Source organism: Burkholderia sp. 10_S31, from assembly GCF_056930375.1.
Window position 1 is genome coordinate 2,306,581 of the sequence record NZ_JBXOWK010000001.1, and the last position, 17,335, is coordinate 2,323,915.

The window sequence follows — 17,335 nt, forward strand, 5'->3', positions numbered from 1 at the left end:
GTCGCGCGGCCGCGCCGCGCACGTCAGTCCGACGATCCCGTGCCGCGCGGCCGCTCGATTCCATATGCTTCCATCCAGCGATAGAGTGTCGCCCGCGACACGCCGAGCTCGCGCGCGGAAGCGGCGACGCGTCCGCGCGTGCGCAGCAGCGCGGTTTCGATCGCTTCGCGCTCGATCGACTTGCGGATGTCGGCAACGGACGGCGAAGCCGCGTCGAGACAGTATTCGAGCTCGAGGTCCTGCGCGGTGATCAGGCGCCCTTCCGTCATCACGACCGCGCGCCGCACGCGGTTGATCAGTTCGCGGACATTGCCTGGCCAGTCGTGCTTGTAGAGCGCCGTGATCGCATCCGTCGAGAAGCCGCGCACGCGATGGCGCGCGTCGCCGCGAAAGCGTTCGAGCATGTGATGCGCGAGCAATTCGATGTCCTTGCCGCGCGCGCGCAGCGGCGGCTGGTCGATGCGCATCACGCAAAGGCGGTGGAACAGATCCGCGCGAAACCGCCCTTCCTCCATCGCTTCGCGCAGGTCGACGTGCGTCGCGGAAACGATCCGCACGTCGACCGGCACCGGATCGCTGCCGCCGAGGCGATGAATCGCGCGCTCCTGCAGGAAGCGCAGCAGGCTCGCCTGGCTCTCGTGCGGCAGGTCGCCGATTTCATCGAGCAGCAGCGTGCCGCCGTTCGCGGCCTCGACGTAGCCGATCTTGCGCGCGTTCGCGCCGGTAAACGCGCCGCGCTCGTAGCCGAACAGTTCCGATTGCAGCAGATGCGGCGGGATCGCTCCGCAGTTGACCGCGACGAACGGACCGTTGCGCCGTTCCGAATGACGATGGATCGCGACGGCCGTCAGTTCCTTGCCGGTTCCCGTCTCGCCGAACACGAACACCGGTGCGTCCGTGCGCGCGAAACGCCGCACCGTATCGAACAGCCGCAGCATCGCGCTGCAGGTGCCGACGACGCCGTTCTCCTGCGATTCGAGGCGTTCACGATCGCGCGCGAACAGGCATTCCATCCCGTACGCATGACCGACCGTATCGGCGATCCGCTGATGCGACGCGGGCAACGTGACGTAGTCGAAGCAATAGTCGCGCAATAGTGCGCGCACGTTCGGCGAGGCCGTCTGACCGGTCTCGATGAGCGCGACCCACACGACATCGCGCATCGACGCGCAGGTGGACGCGATGCTGCCGATCGCGTCGGCGTGGCCGCCGCTCAAGTCGAGGATGCCGCAGGTGATTTCGCCGGAGGTGTCGCGCAGATCGCTCGCCTGCGCGACGATCGTCACTTTCCAGTCGCGTCGCGCGAGCTCCTTGCGGAGCATGACGGACGGTGACTGGCTCCAGTAAATCAGAGGACGCTGCCCGTTAGCCCTCTCCCCGCCGGCGCTCTTATCGCGCGTTATTGGCATATTCATAACGAACCATCACTTTCTCCACTCCGCGAACCGTTCGCGTGCGCTGCGGGCGGCGGCGCATGGCCGCCTGTCCGTGCTGCGTTTCCGCAGCTTTGGCGAAGATCGAAACTGCACACGGCGAGAGCCCCCGGAGGTCGAGCCGGATGTCATCCGGCCTCGTTGTCATCGAACTCGAAGGGAACGCGAGGCCGCGGGAGCCACGGCGTTCCGGCTTTGATGCGACGCGCCGTCAGGCGGAGCGCGTCGGCAAACGGGAATTCCGTCCGCATTTGCGTCGCGTCGTACACGACAGCCGCGCTCGATGCTGAATCGGATGGCCGCCAACCCGCTTTCGGAATGGCTGCCACATTTCATCCACTCCTGAATTTAATCCCGTATCGAGATGGCCTTGTTACCAAACGATAAACATCGATTCAGCCGGTTACACTGCCGCCCCGCCGGCGCGGCGCGCGTTTAGCGATTCAAATTTGATTATCTACGACCATTCCCGTCAATCAGTGGCAAATACTACTTTTCTGCAAGATCGGTGCCGCCCATTGCCCGCGATTCTCGCCGAAATCGCACGGAAAATTCGGGCAGTGTGTTTCGTTCGTCGGTAATCGCGTGCGCCGCGCGGCACCAGCATGACACATCGAACGCAGGCGAACCGCGCGCGCTCGTTACAACGTCGTAACGAAGCGGCTGGCCGTATCGACCCGGGCCCCGGCGTCGTCGCGCCATGCCGGGCCGGTCGATCACGGATTCCACGATGCTGCGGCACACCGCCGATCGCCACGAAACCGGCCGGATCGCCCACTTGCCGACCCAACACGGCATGGACGCCGCGCGTGATGCATACCCGCTGTCGCTGCCGACGCGTCAATACGGCGGGCACCGCACTCGTGCAAGCCGGTATGCGAATTGAAAGAGTCGGACAACGCGCTGTAGCAAGCATGCGCATATCGGCCGGCGCGCCGGAATGGCGGTGTCCGAATGAACGACGTGCGCAGCGCAAGGAAATCGACGGAGCGGCAGACGCCGGCCTGCAAGCGCAGGCAGTCGATCGCGTGCGCCCGGCACCGCAATGCACGCCCCGCCCGTCGTGAGCGATCGCAATCTTCAAGTACAGCTCCCCGGTTCTTCAATCGCGTTCGATGCTGACGTTTCGTGCTGCGTGTTTCGCAGCAGGCCGTCGCGTCGGGTCAATTATGGGAAAGCCTCCCGACGGTCAGTGTGTGCTACCGCACATTGCCCCGCTCGCGGCACGCGGCCGCAACGCGCATCCCGCGCCGACCGTGCGCGAAACGGGTGTGTGAGTACGCTTTCGAACAGACCGGCGCGCACCGCATCCGCATCATGGACATCGCCGCGCTGCACCGAACGCATTCGTGCGGCTCGGCGTGCTGAAGGCTTCACGCGAGGACCGCATCATGGAATGGCATTGTTGTGAATTCGAACATCTGAGCGCCGTCGATCTCTATTCAATCCTGCGCTCGCGCAACGCGGTGCTGGTGGTCGAGGATGCGCACACGCATCTCGACATCGACGGCAAGGATGCGCACGCGCTGCACGTGTTCGCGAGCATGCGCACGGGCGACACGACCGAAGTCGTCGCCTACGCGCGCGTGCTGCCCGGTGACGACGCCGATCCGGACGTCGTGATCGACAAGGTGCTCACGCGCGAGGCATGTCGCGACGACTCCACGCTCGAGCAACTGATGCAGCGCGCGATCACGGCCGCTCAGGCCGCGTGGCCCGACACGGCGGTGCGCACGCACGTTCCAGCGCAGCGCCAGGCATTCTACAAACGCTTCGGATTCCGCAAGGCCTACGGCCCCTATCTCGAACAGGGCGCACCGTTCGTCGGCCTGGTTCGGCCCGCGGATCGCGCTGCCGGCGCGCTGCGTCAGCTGCTGTCGCGAACCGTCTCGGCACCGCGGTCGCGAAGCGAGGACGCGCGCGTCGACGGCCGCGCACACAACCGGCTGTCCGCCGATACCGGAGCCAATCGATGACCACCACACTCCGCCCGGTTCCCGACCCCGGGCTGCCCTGCATCCTTCCCGTCATTCTCGCCGGCGGTTCGGGCACGCGGCTCTGGCCGCTGTCGCGCGAGCAGTATCCGAAACAACTGATCGAGCTGACCTCGAACGAGTCGCCGCTGTCGTCGACCGCACGCCGCCTGAACGGCATCGCGAACGCATCGCTCGGCGACACGCTGCTGCTGGTATGCGGCGAACAGCATCGCATCATGAGCGCCGCACAGGTGCTCGGACGCGCGGCACCCGCGCGCATCCTGCTCGAACCGGCCACACGCAACACGGCGCCTGCGCTGACGCTCGCGGCACTCGACGCCAGCGTGCTCGCAGACGATCCTGTCCTCGCGGTCATGCCGGCCGATCACGTGATCGGCGACGTCGGCGCATTTCAGGAAGCGATCGGGCGCGCGGCACGTTACGCGCAGGAAGGCGCGATCGTCACGCTCGGCGTGCTACCTCGTCGCGCGGAAACCGGCTACGGCTACATCCAGGTCGGCGAACCGCGCACTGGCCGCCTTGGCTGGCAAGGCGGCTACGCGATCGGGCGCTTCGTCGAGAAACCGAATGCCGCACTCGCCGAGCGCTACCTGCATTCGGGCGATTACTGGTGGAACAGCGGCATTTTCGTCACGCGCGCATCGGTCTGGCTGAAGGCGATCCGCGCGCTCGCGCCCGACATCCATGCGGCCTGCGATGCGGCGTGGCGCGCGGGCATCGCCGAGGATCCGTTCTTCCGGATCGACGCGGCGGCCTTCGATGCGTGCCCGTCCGACTCGATCGACTACGCGGTCATGGAACGCCTCGCGGAGAGCCACGAGCTCGGTATCGAAGGCATCGTGGTGCCGCTTTCGGCCGGCTGGTCGGACGTCGGCACCTGGGACGCGATCTGGGAAATCATGCCGAAGGACGATCAAGGCAACGTCGCACGCGGCCCGATCGTGTTCGAGGACACGCAGGACAGTCTCCTGCGCTCGGAGGGGCGATTGATCGCGTGCGTCGGCATGAAGGACGTCGTCGTGATCGAGACGCCCGACGCGGTACTGGTCGCGAACAAGCACGACGTGCAGCGCGTGAAGAACATCGTCGCACGCCTGAAGACCGAGCAGCGACCGCAGGCAAGCGAGCACCGCAAGGTGCAGCGGCCGTGGGGACACTACGATTCGATCGATCTCGGCGAACGGTTCCAGGTAAAGCGGATCGTCGTCGAACCCGGCAAACGGCTGTCGCTGCAGATGCACTATCACCGCGCCGAGCACTGGATCGTCGTGCGCGGCACCGCGAAAGTCACGCGCGGCAACGAGACCTTCCTGCTCAGCGAAAACGAATCGACCTATATTGCGGTCGGCGAGGTACACCGTCTCGAGAATCCCGGCCGGATTCCGCTCGAGATCATCGAGGTGCAGTCGGGCGACTATCTCGGCGAAGACGATATCGTGCGGCTCGACGACCAGTATGGACGGCCGGTCGTCGAAACCGCGCAGTCGCGACCGAGACCGGCAGCGGCAGCGGCACAGCCGACGACGCTTGCATCACGCGCGGCGGGTGAGCCTGGCGAGTCGCAGGAGGAAGCGGCGGAACGCGACGCCATCCGATAGGCGCGTGCGGATCACGCTGGCGCGCTCGCCGCATTTCGCGGTCGACGCGCGGCTCATCCGCATCCGACACGGTGTCAGTCGATGCCTCGCTGCGACCAGCGCGCCTGCCTGACGGCCTCGCGTACGCGCGGCAGCAACGACGGATTCGCGCCGGCCGCGTCCGCCACGGCCGCCGTCGACTGATACGCCGCCGCGCACGCCGCCCCTTGCGGCTGGGTCGCCGATGGCCGCGACGGCCCGCCATCCGCGCAATCCTTGCCGGGGCCGACCCGCACCGGCATGCCCCCGATACCCGACAACCGGTTATCCGCGAGCCGCACGCCTGACACGTTCCCCCACAAGCGAATGCCGTCGAATCGCGCATGCGACACGCGGTTGCCGATTATGGTCACGCGGGCCACCGAACCCGACCACGTGCTGACCTCGATCGCTGCCTGCTGCGTGAGCGGACGCGAATCGGTCCGGCTCGTCGCGGTCTGGATATCCGCGATCACGTTGTTCTCGATGCGGATGTCGGACGCGCCATAGGTCCCGTTGCTGTCCTCCTGCGCGACGAGAATCCCGGAACTGACCGCCACGTTGCGCACGATGTTGTTGGAAATGGTGACGTCCGCGCCGCCGACCACCGTGATGCCTCGTCCCCAAGGATTGCCTTCCAGCGAGTTGCCGGTAATCAGCACGTTGCGTGTCAGCACGCCCTCCGACCGGTAGCTCACGACGGCGATCATGTCGTCGCCCGTGCCACGCACGACGTTGCCCTGGACGAGCACGTCGTGCGAGCCGTGCGTCATGTGAATGCCGTCCGCCAGTGTCGACAGCACCTCGTTGCCGACGATCGCGACGTCCGCGCCGCCGAACACGAAGATGCCCGCGCCGGCGCCGCCGTCGATCACGTTGTCGAGCACCTGCACACCGCGCCCCGTGACCTCGACCTTCGTCGATGCCGGGGTCGTCAGGCGCGTCGTGCCGGTGCCCGCAAGACGGAAGCCGACGAGCGTCGTACCGTCGCCGCGCATCTCGATCGTCTGGTCGTCCGCGGTTGTTGCGATCAGCGTCGCGCCGTAGCCCGACAACACCACATTCGGCTGCCGCACGATCAACGAACGGCCGACCACGTACCGTCCCGGTGCGAATACCAGCCTCTGGCCCGGCTGCAACGCATCCAGCGTGTGTTGCAGCATGTCTGCCTGATCCGCCGTGTCCGCGGCAGGACGCACGTACGCGTCCGGCACATTCGCATGAAGCGCGCCGGGTGCAGGCGCGCCGGATGCTGCCGCGGCGCCGTCCGGCCACGCCGGCCCGCTGGTCATGCAGATGCCGGCGATCACCGCGCACGCGCGGAACACGCATTGCGATCTACGCATATCGAATCGTTTTCCCTGAAATGTCGTCACACGCGTCGGCCTGCGCACCCGAATCGCAGCGTGCCCGCCGAGTTGCCCGCCTGCGCCATCGCCGAAGCGGACGGCGCAATACGTTCGATTGGACCATTCGGTCCAGCCGGGTGTCGGTGCGTCAACAGACCGATGCAGCCTGCCTGAGCGGTGCGATCCCACGTGCCAGCCGGCGATTCGTCGCGCTTGCACGCAGCGCAGCGCCGAACGGTAGGCTCGCGAACCGAGCGACGATCGGCGATGCGTATCATGGCCACCATACGATGCGGCCTTGCGACGGCGTCGCCGCAAGACACCGGGCCCCCCCGATCCAGCGTCGCGGCCACACACGCGGCGCGCCGCGCATCCGGATGCGTCCGCTCTTCGCTCGTCCAGAACCCGTTCATGACCGACCTGACCATCGCCATCTGCAACTACAACCACGGCGCATACCTGCGCGACGCGATCGATTCGGCGCTCGCGCAGACCGCGCCCGGGGTACGCGTGCTGGTCGTCGACGACGGTTCCACCGACGATTCGCGCGACATCATTTGCTCATATGGCGAGCGCGTGACGGCGGTGTTCCAGGAGAATCGCGGTCAGGTCGCCGCGTACAACCGTGCGCTCGAGCATGTCGCGACGCGCTACCTGATCCTGCTCGACGCGGACGACCTGCTCTACGCCGACGCCGCGGCCCGCGTGCTGGCGGCGTTCGCGGCCGGCGACTTCGTGAAGGTTCACTTCCGGCTCCACGTGATCGCGCGGGACGGTGCGATGACCGGCGCGAGCGTGCCGCAGTCGGCCGTCGACACCGATTGCGGCCGCCTGTTGCGCGCGGGCTGGCTGTACCCGTCGCCGCCCGCGTCGGGCAATGCGTATCGAGTCGACGCGCTCAAGCGCATCTTTCCGGTGCCCGTTACGGCCGATAACCGGCATGGTGCCGACTTCTATGCGATCTACGGCATCGCATTGCTCGGCGCCGTCCACATGATCGACGCCACGCTCGGCGGCTATCGCGTGCATCAGCAGTCGAATCCATGCCCGGCCGGCGACGCGGACACCGACACGCCCACCCTTGCCCTCACCAATTCGGAGGACGCTGCGACGGGTGCGCTGAAAGCCGAACGCCGATGGTCGACGCTGCGCATGCTCGCCCGCACGCGTCTGCACGAAGCGTTGCCGAGCGCGCCGCTCGACTTCGCGATCGAAAAGGCCCGTTTCGCCAGCACGCTGTATCACGCGCCGCTCGTGCGGCGCTGGCGCTGGTTCCTGTGCGAATCCGGACGCTACTGGCATACCGTGCTGCGCAACCCGTTCTGGCGCCCTGCGAAGAAAGTGGCCGTCGCCGGGCTGTCGCTCGCGTGCCTGCTGCCGTCATCGACGCTCAGCAACCGCGCGATTCGCTATCTCTCCAATCCGCTCGCGCGCGTGCGCAAGTCGTCCGGACAGCGTGTCGGTACGCGATAGCGTCGTCGAGTCGCGACTTGCGGCACCGAATCGCTTCTTCGGTAAGCCATCGCACCCAGTGGACCGGGCATGCGCTGCACAATGATCCGGACCAGTGGATTCACGCGCACTGACCGCACTTCGCCATTGCCTCACCTCCGGTTGCCGTAGTCGAACGCCGGCATCCGACGTCGAGAAGGATCGAACCGGCACGTAGAACGCGGCATCGATGCGTCACGCTGCATCGTGTTCGGCGCCGTCCGGGAGCATCGACCCGATATCGAATCGACGCGAATCGACCGGCCGCCTCGTCCGCTTCGCATACGCGGGCTCGTCAGCAGGATTCACTGGCCACGACTGGCATGCATTTTTATTAGGAATGCGTAGCTCAATGAACAGGACGACTCAACCGAACGATTCATCGGCTGACCATCGTCGCGATGGAAGACGACAGGCGGGATCGGATCGCTGGACCCAAAGATGACCACAGAGAAGATCGTTCATATCGCCGAAGCGTTCGGTGGCGGCGTGCTGTCGATGCTGACCCAGCTCGCCAACCATGCCGCGGCAACCGGCGTCGACGTCACGGTGCTGCACTCGATCCGACCGGAAACCCCGACCGATTTTTCAACGCTGTTCCGGCCCGATGTGAAACTCGTCCACGTCGACATGGTGCGCGAGGTCAGCGTCACACGGGATCTGGGGAGCTTGCGCGCGCTGGTTCGGAACCTGCGCGACTGCAAACCGACCGCGATTCATCTGCATTCGTCGAAGGCCGGCGTGCTGGGACGGCTCGCCGCCCGGATCGCCGCCCCGAATGCGACGGTCCTCTACTCGCCGCACGGACTCTCGTTCCTGCGCTGCGACGTATCGCGCATGAAGCGGTTCGCGTATCTGAGCTTCGAACGTATCGCGGCGCGCATCGGCGGAACCGTCGTCGCGTGCTCGGGCAGCGAGCTCGGCGAGATCAGGAGTCAGGTCCGGCCGAAATCGGCGGTACTGGTGGAAAACGGCGTCCATGTGGCGGAGATCCCGACGCGTCGCACGCGTGGCGATCGCAGGGTCGTCATCGGGATGAGCGGTCGGGCGTCGTTCCAGAAGAATCACGAAGCATTCGTGCGACTCGCCGCCCAGTTGCGCGGCGCCGATGTCGAGTTTCTGTGGATCGGCGGGAACGCGGCCGAGATCCCGGATCCCGGCCAGCGCCCAGCCGTCGTCTGCAGCGGCTGGGTGACCCGTGCGCGGGCGCTGGCGCTCACGTCGGAACTGGACATCTACGTGCAGCCCTCCCGTTGGGAAGGCATGCCGGTCGCGCTGATCGAAGCGCAGGTTGCCGGCATACCGGCCGTGGTGACGGACGTCGTCGGCAATCGCGACGTGGTGATCCACGGCGTGACCGGCTACGTCGCGACAAACGCCGAAGAGATGGCCGCGTATCTGACCGTGCTCCGCGACGACCGGCAGCTTCGCGAGCAGATGGGCGAGGCAGCCAGGAAACGAGCGATTCAGCGGTTTTCGCTGAACGCGATCCTCCGGCAGTGGCACGCCCTTTACGGACTCGACGCCAGCGAGCCGCGTGTCGACACGCGGGATTTCAAGCCGGTCGCCGCGGATCACGTCGAGGCCTGATTCCGATTTCGACATCCTTTCATTGACATGATCGCTTTCAAGAAACCGAAACAACTCGTCTACAACGGCCGATTCACGACGCAGAAGACGACCGGCGTGCAGCGCGTCGCACGCGAGCTGATCGCCGCACTGATCAAGTTTCAGCCGCAGGACCCGGTGACCGTGCTGGTGCCTCCGCAACCCGGCGTCGCGGTGAGCGGAGCGAAGACGATCAAGGTCGGCTTCTACAAGGGCGTGGTCTGGGAGCAGTTGGTCCTCCCGCTGTTCGCGCGCCGCGGCCGCATCGTCAATCTCGGCAATTCCGCATCCATCTTCATCGGCAACCAGATCATCTACATGCACGATGCGGCGGTATTCGACACTCCCGCCCATTTCTCCCGACCGTTTCGGGTGTGGTATCGGATCATGTTCTGGATCCTGGCGCGAACCTCGGTCTGCGTGCTGACCAACTCCCGCTTCTCGCGCGATCGCCTCGCCCATCACTGCGGCGTTTCGGCGGAGAAAATCAGCGTCGTGCCGCTCGGTGCGGATCATCTCGACGCCCTGGAACCGGACACGAGCGTGCTCGACAAGCATGCGCTGACGCCGGACCGGTTCGTGCTTGCGGTCAGCAGCATGAATCCGACCAAGAACTTCGGCCGGCTGATCGCCGCGTTCCGGCAGATCGACGATCCGTCGGTCGATCTCGTCATCGTCGGGATGCAGAACACCACGGTGTTCGGCAAGCACGACGCCGTCTGCGCGACGGAACCCAACATCAAGTACGTCGGCTACATCAGCGACGAACAACTGAAGGCGCTGTATCAGCACGCGGCATGCTTCCTCTACCCGTCGATTTACGAAGGCTTCGGCATACCGCCCCTCGAAGCAATGCGCTACGGCTGCCCAGCTGTCGTCGGACAATCCGCGGCGCTGCCGGAAGTCTGTGCCGATGCGGCGTTGTACTGCGATCCGTATTCGCAGGACGACATCGCGCAGAAGCTGCGGAGCCTGCTCGATTCCGCCGAGCTCAGGGCCGAGCTCAAACGCAAGGGAAGCGCGCACGCGGAGCAATATCGCTGGAGCCGAAGCGCCGAGATGATGAAGGCGATATTCGAGACGTTGTAGCGCATTCCGTCGTACTGCACGACGAGACCGACTGTCCCCCACCGCACTGTCTCGAGCGTCGTGCCTCCATAGAGTGGAACGACTCTCCGTTATCTGCGCGGTGCGGATCCTCACGGGCCGGCCGCCCCTTCGTCATGACAGCACGCGAAATCAGCCTCGATGTCGCCCGCGGTGCGGGAATCATTCTTGTCGTATACGGACACGTCCTGCGCGGCGTCGTTTCCGCGGACCTCGTGCCGCCCGGCGTGGCCGATACCGTCCTCGCATGGAACGACTACGCGATCTATACGTTCCACATGCCGTTGTTCTTCTTCCTGTCCGGCCTGCACGTCTGCGGTTCGCTGCGCCGCGCGCCACGCGGATTCCTGTGGTCCAAGGTCAGGACGATCGTGTATCCGTACCTGGTCTGGTCGATCGCGCAGGGTGCCGTGCAGATCGCAATGGCCTCTCACGGCACCAATCATCCGTTTACGCTGAATGATTTGCTCGCAATCGGATGGCGACCGTTCGCGCAGTTCTGGTTCCTGTATGCGCTGATGCTCTGCATGATCGGCATCCACGCATTCGCGACGGCGGTGCCCGAGGTCACGCGTATTCCCATGCCGACGCGCGCCCGCGGCCGGCTCGCCGCATGCGCGGTGCTCGGCCTGATGCTCGGCGCGGCAACCCAATGGGGCATCCTGTCGATCACGCTGATGAACGGGCCGTTCTTCGTCGCGGGCGTCCTAGCGTCGCACGCATTGCCCGGCTGGCTCGAGCGCAACAGCGGACCCGCCGCATGCGCCGCAACGGCGACGGCGTTCGTCGCGGCGGTCGTATTCGCTCACCGCTTCGGTAGTGCGACGAGCGTCTGGGCGCTTCCCGCCGCCTTCGCGGGCATCGCGCTGGCGTTGCAACTCGCACACCGGCATGCGTCACGTCCGGCACGCGCGGCATGGCTGGCCGCGATCGGCTGCGCGTCGATGCCGATCTACCTGACCCACATCTTCGCGATGGCTGCCGTACGTATCGTGCTGATGCGCGCCGGGATCACCAGTGTCGCGATACACCTCGCGCTCGGCACGCTGGCCGGCGTCGCGATCCCGATGGTCGCCTACCGGGTGGCCCTGAGGACGGGGCTCGCACGTGTTGCCGGCTTCCCGTCCTGGCCCGGACGCGACACGGCGGTGCGCACGCGCACCGCGTGAGCATCACGGTCAGTGGATGTCGGACGAGCGTCCGGCGGGCGGCAATACGGTTGTCCGGCCTTCCCGCCCGTTCGTTCCCGCGGGCCGCGAGCGGCTGCCGGATGCGGCATGCGCGACATGCACGTCGGACTGCGCACTGCCTGCCGGCCGCTTCGTGAACCAGTTGAACACGATGATCGGCAGCACGATCGGCAGGAAGTTGCGTCCGCTGAACAGGTTCGGTGTACGCATGATTTCCATCATCGACACGAAAAGCACCGCGTGTGCGCAGCACCAGACTCCATTGCCGCTGCGCCAGCCCGCATAGCTGCGGCCAAGCACCCAGCCCAGCACGGCCGCGTCGAGCAACCCGAACCAGCCCCACTCGTAGAAATGGACGAAGATGCCCGACGGATTGTTGAATTCCGGGTCTGCGTAGCTGTTCAGGAACAGGTTGAAGCTGTCGCTTGAGTCGAGCCAAGGCTGAAATGTCGTGCCGATCACCGGAAAGCGCATCAGCCAGTCGAACGTGAACATCGGATGGCCCTGGCCCCAGCCGAGCACGGCGAGCATCCCCGCGCCGTTGTTCAGCGACGTCGAATAGTAGAGGCCAAGCCGTTCGAGTGCGAAGTCGAAGATGTTGTCGTAGATGTTGACGTAATAGGCTTCCCACGACCGGTTGTACTCGTTCGCGATGAACAGCGCGAACAGCAGCGGAATCGCCGCGTACGGCCCGAACGTCAGCAGCCGCGCATACCGGCCGCGCAGCCGGAACCGCACGACCATCAGCGCGAGCGGCATCGTCATCTCGATCAACGCGAGCCGCTCCGCGAAAAGGAAGCTGCGCAGCAGCGTCAGCACCGCGAGCACGGCCATGTAGATCTTGTAGCGGTTCAGGCCTTTCACCGGCGTCCTGAACACGTAGAAATACAGCGCGACGAACGGCGCCGTGGCCTGCGTGAACGAACTCAACCCGGTAACGCGACCGATCTGCTGGAGCATGTCGTACGCGGTGGCCTGGCCATGCAGGAATTCGAGCAGCAGCGCAGGATGCGCGATGATCCCGCTCATCATCACGAGATTGCCGAACAGCGCGAGCAGGAACAGGACATCGAGCACGCGCGCTGGCACCTCGACGGGAGGCGCCGGAGGGCCCCCCCGCGTCCGTGCTTCGGTCGTCGCGAGCCATGCCGCCGCCATCACGACCATCAGGAACAGCGCGCCGACGAACGCATAGAAGCCGTCGAAATAGATCCGCGCAATCGACTTCTGGTCGCCCAGCAGGCTGAGCGACAGCAAGCCGTACAGCGGCAGGATGAACATCAGCACGAGACGTGCCGGATCTTCCCACCAGTAGCCCGTATAACCGCCGGCGGCGCCGCGCACGCGCGCCGCCCCGCGCATCGTCGCCGAGCCGTGTCTCAGCCCGGCCCACGCCCCGCCCGCTCGCCGGTTCATGACACCCTTTCCACCCGTTGCCGCTGTGCCATCACCCCCGTATATCCGGACGCGGCCTGATGCGTGTTCGCATCCGTATAGCCGTAGTCGTACCGTCCGGGCGCCCCCGTGCAGTCGTTCAGGACCACCCCGCGCACGTCGACATGCGCGTGTTCGAGCCGTCGCGCGCTTTCTTCGAGCTCGGTCAGCGTCGTCACGCCGCTGCGCGCGACGAGGAACACGGTTCCCGCGAGGCGGCCGAGCACCAGCGCGTCGGCCACCGGCAGCAACGGCGGGCCATCGATCACGACCATGTCGTAGCGCGACCCGGCCTGCTCGATCAGTTCGGCGAGCGCGGGCTGCAGCAGCAGTTCGCCCGGATCCGGCACGACGCTGCCCATCGCGATGAAATCGAGGCCCGGCACGACGCCGCGCTTGATCGACTCGTCGAGCGTGTGGGTGCCTGCCACCACGTCCGACAGGCCCGGCGCCCGGCTGTAGCGGAACCGCTCGTGCAGCGAACCCTTGCGCAGGTCGGCATCGATCAGCAGGACGCGCCGCCTCGCCGCCGCCACCAGCGACGCGATATTCGCGGCGACGAACGACTTGCCGACGCCCGTCGTCGGCCCCGAGATCAGCACGACGGAATTCGACGCGTCCGGCATCGACAGTTGCAGTGCCACGCGGAAACTGCGCAGGCTTTCGAGCGCCGCGTCCTGCGCGGCAGCCGGCTGCATCGGCGCGCGCGTGTCGCGCCGTCCGGCCTTCGAGTGCAATTCCGCTTGCGCCGCGGCCGGACTGTGCGGCACCGTCGCGAACACGGGGAGCCCCGTCGTCCATTCGATTTCCTCGGCGTCGCCGATCGTGCCGACGACACGCTGCCGGACGATCACGGTCGCCGCGCCCGCGAGCAGGCCCACCATCAGCAGGCCGATCACGGCGACCCCGCGATGCGGCCCGACCGGCTGCTCCGCGACCTTCGCCGTATCGACGATCCGCACGGTGCCGGTCTTGCTGGCCCGCGCGAGGATCATCTGCTGGCGCGTATTGAGCAGGTTCGTGTACAGCGCGGTATCGACGGTCACGTCGCGCTGCAGTTGCAGCACACCCTGCTCGACGGTCGGCAACTGCTGGATCTGCTTGCGTGTCGTGTCGAGCGAACGCTGCGCGTCGGCCAGCTGCGCATCGACGGCCACCACCGCCGGATGCTTCGGCATGAAGCGCGTCAGCAATTCCTCGCGCTGCTGCTGCAGCGTCTGCACGCGCGTCTCGATGTCGACCGACTGCTGGCGCAACGCCAGCGCTTCGTCGCTCGTATTGACCGTGCCGTGTGACGCACGAAATGCGTTGAAGCGGTTTTCCGCCGCTTCCAGTTGCGCCTTCAGCTGCGGCAGCTGGGTATCCATGAAGCGGATCAGCTTGTCGGCCGCCTCGGACTTGCGCTGCGTGTTCTGTGCCAGGTATGCGTCGCCGATCGCATTCAGCACGCGGCTGTCGTGCACGGGATCGATGCCATCGAGCGTCACGCCGATCATGTTCGACTGCTTGCCGCGCTCCGAGATCAGCGCGTTCTTCTGCAGCCAGGTTGTCGCTTCTTCGTCGCTATAGCGCGTCAGGTCGAAGCGAGCGCCGGGCTTGCCGGCCACGTCGCGCACGAATAGGTCGAGCGGCCCCTGCGGCGTCTCGACATGCAGCGGCTGCCCGATGCGGCCCTGCCATGCCGGCCCCGTCCGGCCGAACCAGCCCGTACGCTGCAACGTGTAAGCACCGTCGTCGCCGACGCTCAGCGCGAACCGCTTGCCGAGCAGGCGCTTCGGCACGTCGAAGGTCGGCACGTCGACGCGCTCGGTGCCGTACACATAGCCGCCCGGCAACGGCGACGACAATCCGTCTGCCGCGTTCACGAGCCGCCAGCCGATCAGCGGCAGGTAATGCGGCCGCGCGTCGACCGCCAGATTGGTGCTGTCGATCGCGCGGTCGAGCACCGCGCGGGATTTCAGCACCTCGATCTCGGTCGACGCGTCGGTCTTCAGGTCGAACACCGACGACGGATCGCCGGGCGGCGACGTCGGTTTCGAATCGGTCGGGCTTTGCTCGACCTGGAACAGGATGTCGGTCCGGTAGACGGGGGCCGCGCACAGCGCATACACGGCGCCGGCGAGCGCGCCCGCGAGCGTCGTGCAAAGGATCAGGCGCCGGCCGCCGTACAGGATGCCCCAGTAGCGGCGCACCGGATAGGACGGCCGCAGGGCGGGCCCGCTGTGCGGGTCAGGCAGGGTCGAAGAAGTCATACAACATCAGTCCCGTATGGCGCGACGCGCGGTCGCGGTCACGAAATCCGCCACGAGCGTCACGGCGAGATGGCCTTTGCCGTCAGCGCACCCTGCGCGGACGACGGAATCAGCAGATTGACGACGCGGCTCCAGCGCACCAGCGACGACGCATCGACGAACACGACATCGCGGCGCTCGAGCGGAAACTGGTCGGCCAGCGCGAACGACGCCGGCGAGCTGCCGTCGAGGTGATATACCCGCGGGCGGTTGTCCGGGCCGCGGCGCACGACGAACACCTGGCGCGCGTCCGACGTGTACTGGCTCACGCCGCCCGTGTCGCCGAGTGCTTCGCCGAGGCTCATCCGGCCGTCGGTCAGCGTCAGCGTCGCGGGCCGCGACACCTCGCCGAGCACGAACACCTTCGCGTCGCTCGCCGCGCGCACGCGCACGAGATCGCCGTCGCGCAGCAGGATGTTCGACGGGTTCACGCCCGCGGCGATCAGCGCGGGCAGGCTGACGTTCACGGTCCTGTCGCCGCGCGTCACCGATACCTGCGAGCGGTCGGCCGTCGGGGTGAAGCCGCCCGCGCGGTCGATCGCCTCCGGCAGCGTCATCGGCATGTCGTTGACGATCTGCAGCCCCGGCGTGCGCACTTCGCCGTCGAGATACACGCGCTTGCTGCGATAGGTCTGCACGCGCAGCGCGATCTGCGGCTTGCGCACGTATTCGCCGAGCCGCTTCGTCAGCAGCGCACGCGCCTGCGCCTCGGTCAGCCCGGCGACATGCACGAGGCCCGCATACGCAAACTGCACGTTGCCGTTTGCGTCGACCGTGTAGCCCGTCGCGACCGAGCTGGCACCGACGCCGTCGCCGCCGCCCGCCGTCTGCGGCGTCGGCAGGTTCAGTTCGGGGTGGTCCCAGACGACGATGCCGAGCACATCGCCGGGGCCGATCGCGTATGGCTGCGGCTTGCCGAACAACTGGTGGATTTCCGCATCGACATTGGGTCGCTGGCCCGCATGCTGCTGTGCGACGAACGCCGGCGTGATCTCGATCAGGTCCTCGCGCGATACGTTCTGCACGCCGTCGAGGCCGCCCGAGCCCGATGCGTCGGCGCTCACGCGCGCATTCGCGTCGCGCTCGGCAGGCGCCCGGTAAGTCATGCCTGGCGACAGCGCACATGCGCTCAGTGCGCACGCGGCTGCCACGATCGCGATGCGCGACAGCCACGGTGCGTGCCGGATGCCTGCCGTGCGTGGCCGCGGCGTCCCGAGCGTCGATTCCGGTTGCGTGGTGATTGACATCGTGCCCTTCCAAAACTGTGCGGTAACCCGCCGAACGCGGCGAGTTCCGGCATTACGCTTGCCGGCGCGGCTCGCCTGGCGGTGCCGCGCCTCCCTCTTCACCTCACGTCACTCCGTACGATTCGTCATGAACTGCTCTTCGTCGCTTTCGTCACTCGTCTGCATCGTCATGGCCAGCGTTGCCTGTGCCGCCGGCGCGCAGACTTTGCCCGCCACGTCGGCCGACGCGCCGGTCGCCGTATCGCCCATGCTGCTCGCGCCGGTGCCGCTCCAGCATTCCGCGCAAACCGCAATGGTCAGCGCGACCGCGGAGCCTGCTGCCGCTGCGTCCGAAGTCGCGGCACCTGCCACTGCGCTTCCCGCTGCGAGCACCGCCGCAGCGCCCGAATCGCGCGCCCGCGGCGCGCTGCGCCGACCGCTCGTGCCGATACGGCCGCGCCGCCCGAAAGTGGTTGATACCGCCACGGAAAACGTCTGGCAGACCGGCACGCTGTACACGTCACCCTATGCAAAGCCGCCCTATGCACGGCCGGGCAATCCCCACTGACGCATCCCGATCGATCACGCCACGG

The 17,335-nt window shown here is 66.6% G+C and carries 12 protein-coding genes; 7 read left to right on the plus strand and 5 right to left on the minus strand.

All coding sequences use genetic code 11. The features are described from left to right. Nucleotides 1-23: 23 nt before the first annotated feature. Nucleotides 24-1,415, minus strand: a complete 1,392-nt coding sequence (locus tag AC1Z3W_RS10345) for a sigma-54 dependent transcriptional regulator (RefSeq protein ID WP_057928269.1) — start codon at nucleotides 1,413-1,415, stop codon at nucleotides 24-26. 1,409 nt (nucleotides 1,416-2,824) lie between these two features. On the opposite strand from AC1Z3W_RS10345, the gene AC1Z3W_RS10350 reads away from it, so the two are divergent. Continuing rightward, nucleotides 2,825-3,409 (plus strand): GNAT family protein, encoded by a 585-nt coding sequence (locus tag AC1Z3W_RS10350; protein WP_483507542.1) that lies wholly within the window; start codon nucleotides 2,825-2,827, stop codon nucleotides 3,407-3,409. Beyond that, nucleotides 3,406-5,028, plus strand: a complete 1,623-nt coding sequence (locus tag AC1Z3W_RS10355; protein ID WP_483507543.1) for a mannose-1-phosphate guanylyltransferase/mannose-6-phosphate isomerase — start codon at nucleotides 3,406-3,408, stop codon at nucleotides 5,026-5,028. Before AC1Z3W_RS10350 ends, AC1Z3W_RS10355 begins: the two co-directional genes overlap by 4 nt. Before the next feature lie 74 nt (nucleotides 5,029-5,102). Here AC1Z3W_RS10355 and AC1Z3W_RS10360 read toward each other — a convergent pair whose 3' ends face one another. Further along, nucleotides 5,103-6,392: a right-handed parallel beta-helix repeat-containing protein gene (locus tag AC1Z3W_RS10360; protein ID WP_483507544.1), complete on the minus strand. Its 1,290-nt coding sequence runs from the start codon at nucleotides 6,390-6,392 to the stop codon at nucleotides 5,103-5,105. A 414-nt stretch (nucleotides 6,393-6,806) separates the two neighbouring features. On the opposite strand from AC1Z3W_RS10360, the gene AC1Z3W_RS10365 reads away from it, so the two are divergent. The 4 genes from AC1Z3W_RS10365 (at nucleotide 6,807) to AC1Z3W_RS10380 (ending at nucleotide 11,770) form a co-directional block, all read left to right on the plus strand. Next, nucleotides 6,807-7,868, plus strand: a complete 1,062-nt coding sequence (locus tag AC1Z3W_RS10365; protein WP_483507545.1) for a glycosyltransferase family 2 protein — start codon at nucleotides 6,807-6,809, stop codon at nucleotides 7,866-7,868. Between the two features lie 459 nt (nucleotides 7,869-8,327). After that, the gene (locus tag AC1Z3W_RS10370) at nucleotides 8,328-9,476 is read left to right on the plus strand and encodes a glycosyltransferase (RefSeq protein WP_124834200.1); all 1,149 of its coding nucleotides are present in this window, start codon (nucleotides 8,328-8,330) and stop codon (nucleotides 9,474-9,476) included. Between the two features lie 27 nt (nucleotides 9,477-9,503). Continuing rightward, on the plus strand, nucleotides 9,504-10,583 hold the full coding sequence (locus tag AC1Z3W_RS10375) for a glycosyltransferase family 4 protein (protein WP_057928275.1): 1,080 nt from the start codon (nucleotides 9,504-9,506) through the stop codon (nucleotides 10,581-10,583). Nucleotides 10,584-10,717: 134 nt separating this feature from the next. Continuing rightward, entirely contained in the window at nucleotides 10,718-11,770 is a 1,053-nt protein-coding gene (locus AC1Z3W_RS10380) for an acyltransferase family protein (RefSeq protein WP_483507546.1), read from the plus strand. Nucleotides 11,771-11,779: 9 nt separating this feature from the next. Here AC1Z3W_RS10380 and AC1Z3W_RS10385 read toward each other — a convergent pair whose 3' ends face one another. From AC1Z3W_RS10385 to AC1Z3W_RS10395, 3 genes are read right to left on the minus strand one after another with little or no spacing between them, the layout of a single operon-like run. After that, nucleotides 11,780-13,207 carry an oligosaccharide repeat unit polymerase gene (locus tag AC1Z3W_RS10385; RefSeq protein ID WP_260428297.1) on the minus strand — a complete coding sequence of 476 codons (1,428 nt, stop codon included), beginning with the start codon at nucleotides 13,205-13,207 and terminating at the stop codon, nucleotides 11,780-11,782. Next, complete coding sequence (locus tag AC1Z3W_RS10390) at nucleotides 13,204-15,477, minus strand: polysaccharide biosynthesis tyrosine autokinase (RefSeq protein WP_124834202.1); 2,274 nt, start codon at nucleotides 15,475-15,477, stop codon at nucleotides 13,204-13,206. The genes AC1Z3W_RS10385 and AC1Z3W_RS10390 overlap by 4 nt, the downstream gene beginning before the upstream one ends. Nucleotides 15,478-15,536: 59 nt before the next feature. Next, a complete protein-coding gene (locus AC1Z3W_RS10395; RefSeq protein ID WP_057928279.1) occupies nucleotides 15,537-16,763 on the minus strand; it encodes a polysaccharide biosynthesis/export family protein in 1,227 nt (408 codons plus the stop codon). Between the two features lie 127 nt (nucleotides 16,764-16,890). On the opposite strand from AC1Z3W_RS10395, the gene AC1Z3W_RS10400 reads away from it, so the two are divergent. Next, nucleotides 16,891-17,310: a hypothetical protein gene (locus tag AC1Z3W_RS10400; RefSeq protein WP_483507547.1), complete on the plus strand. Its 420-nt coding sequence runs from the start codon at nucleotides 16,891-16,893 to the stop codon at nucleotides 17,308-17,310. Nucleotides 17,311-17,335: the final 25 nt, after the last annotated feature.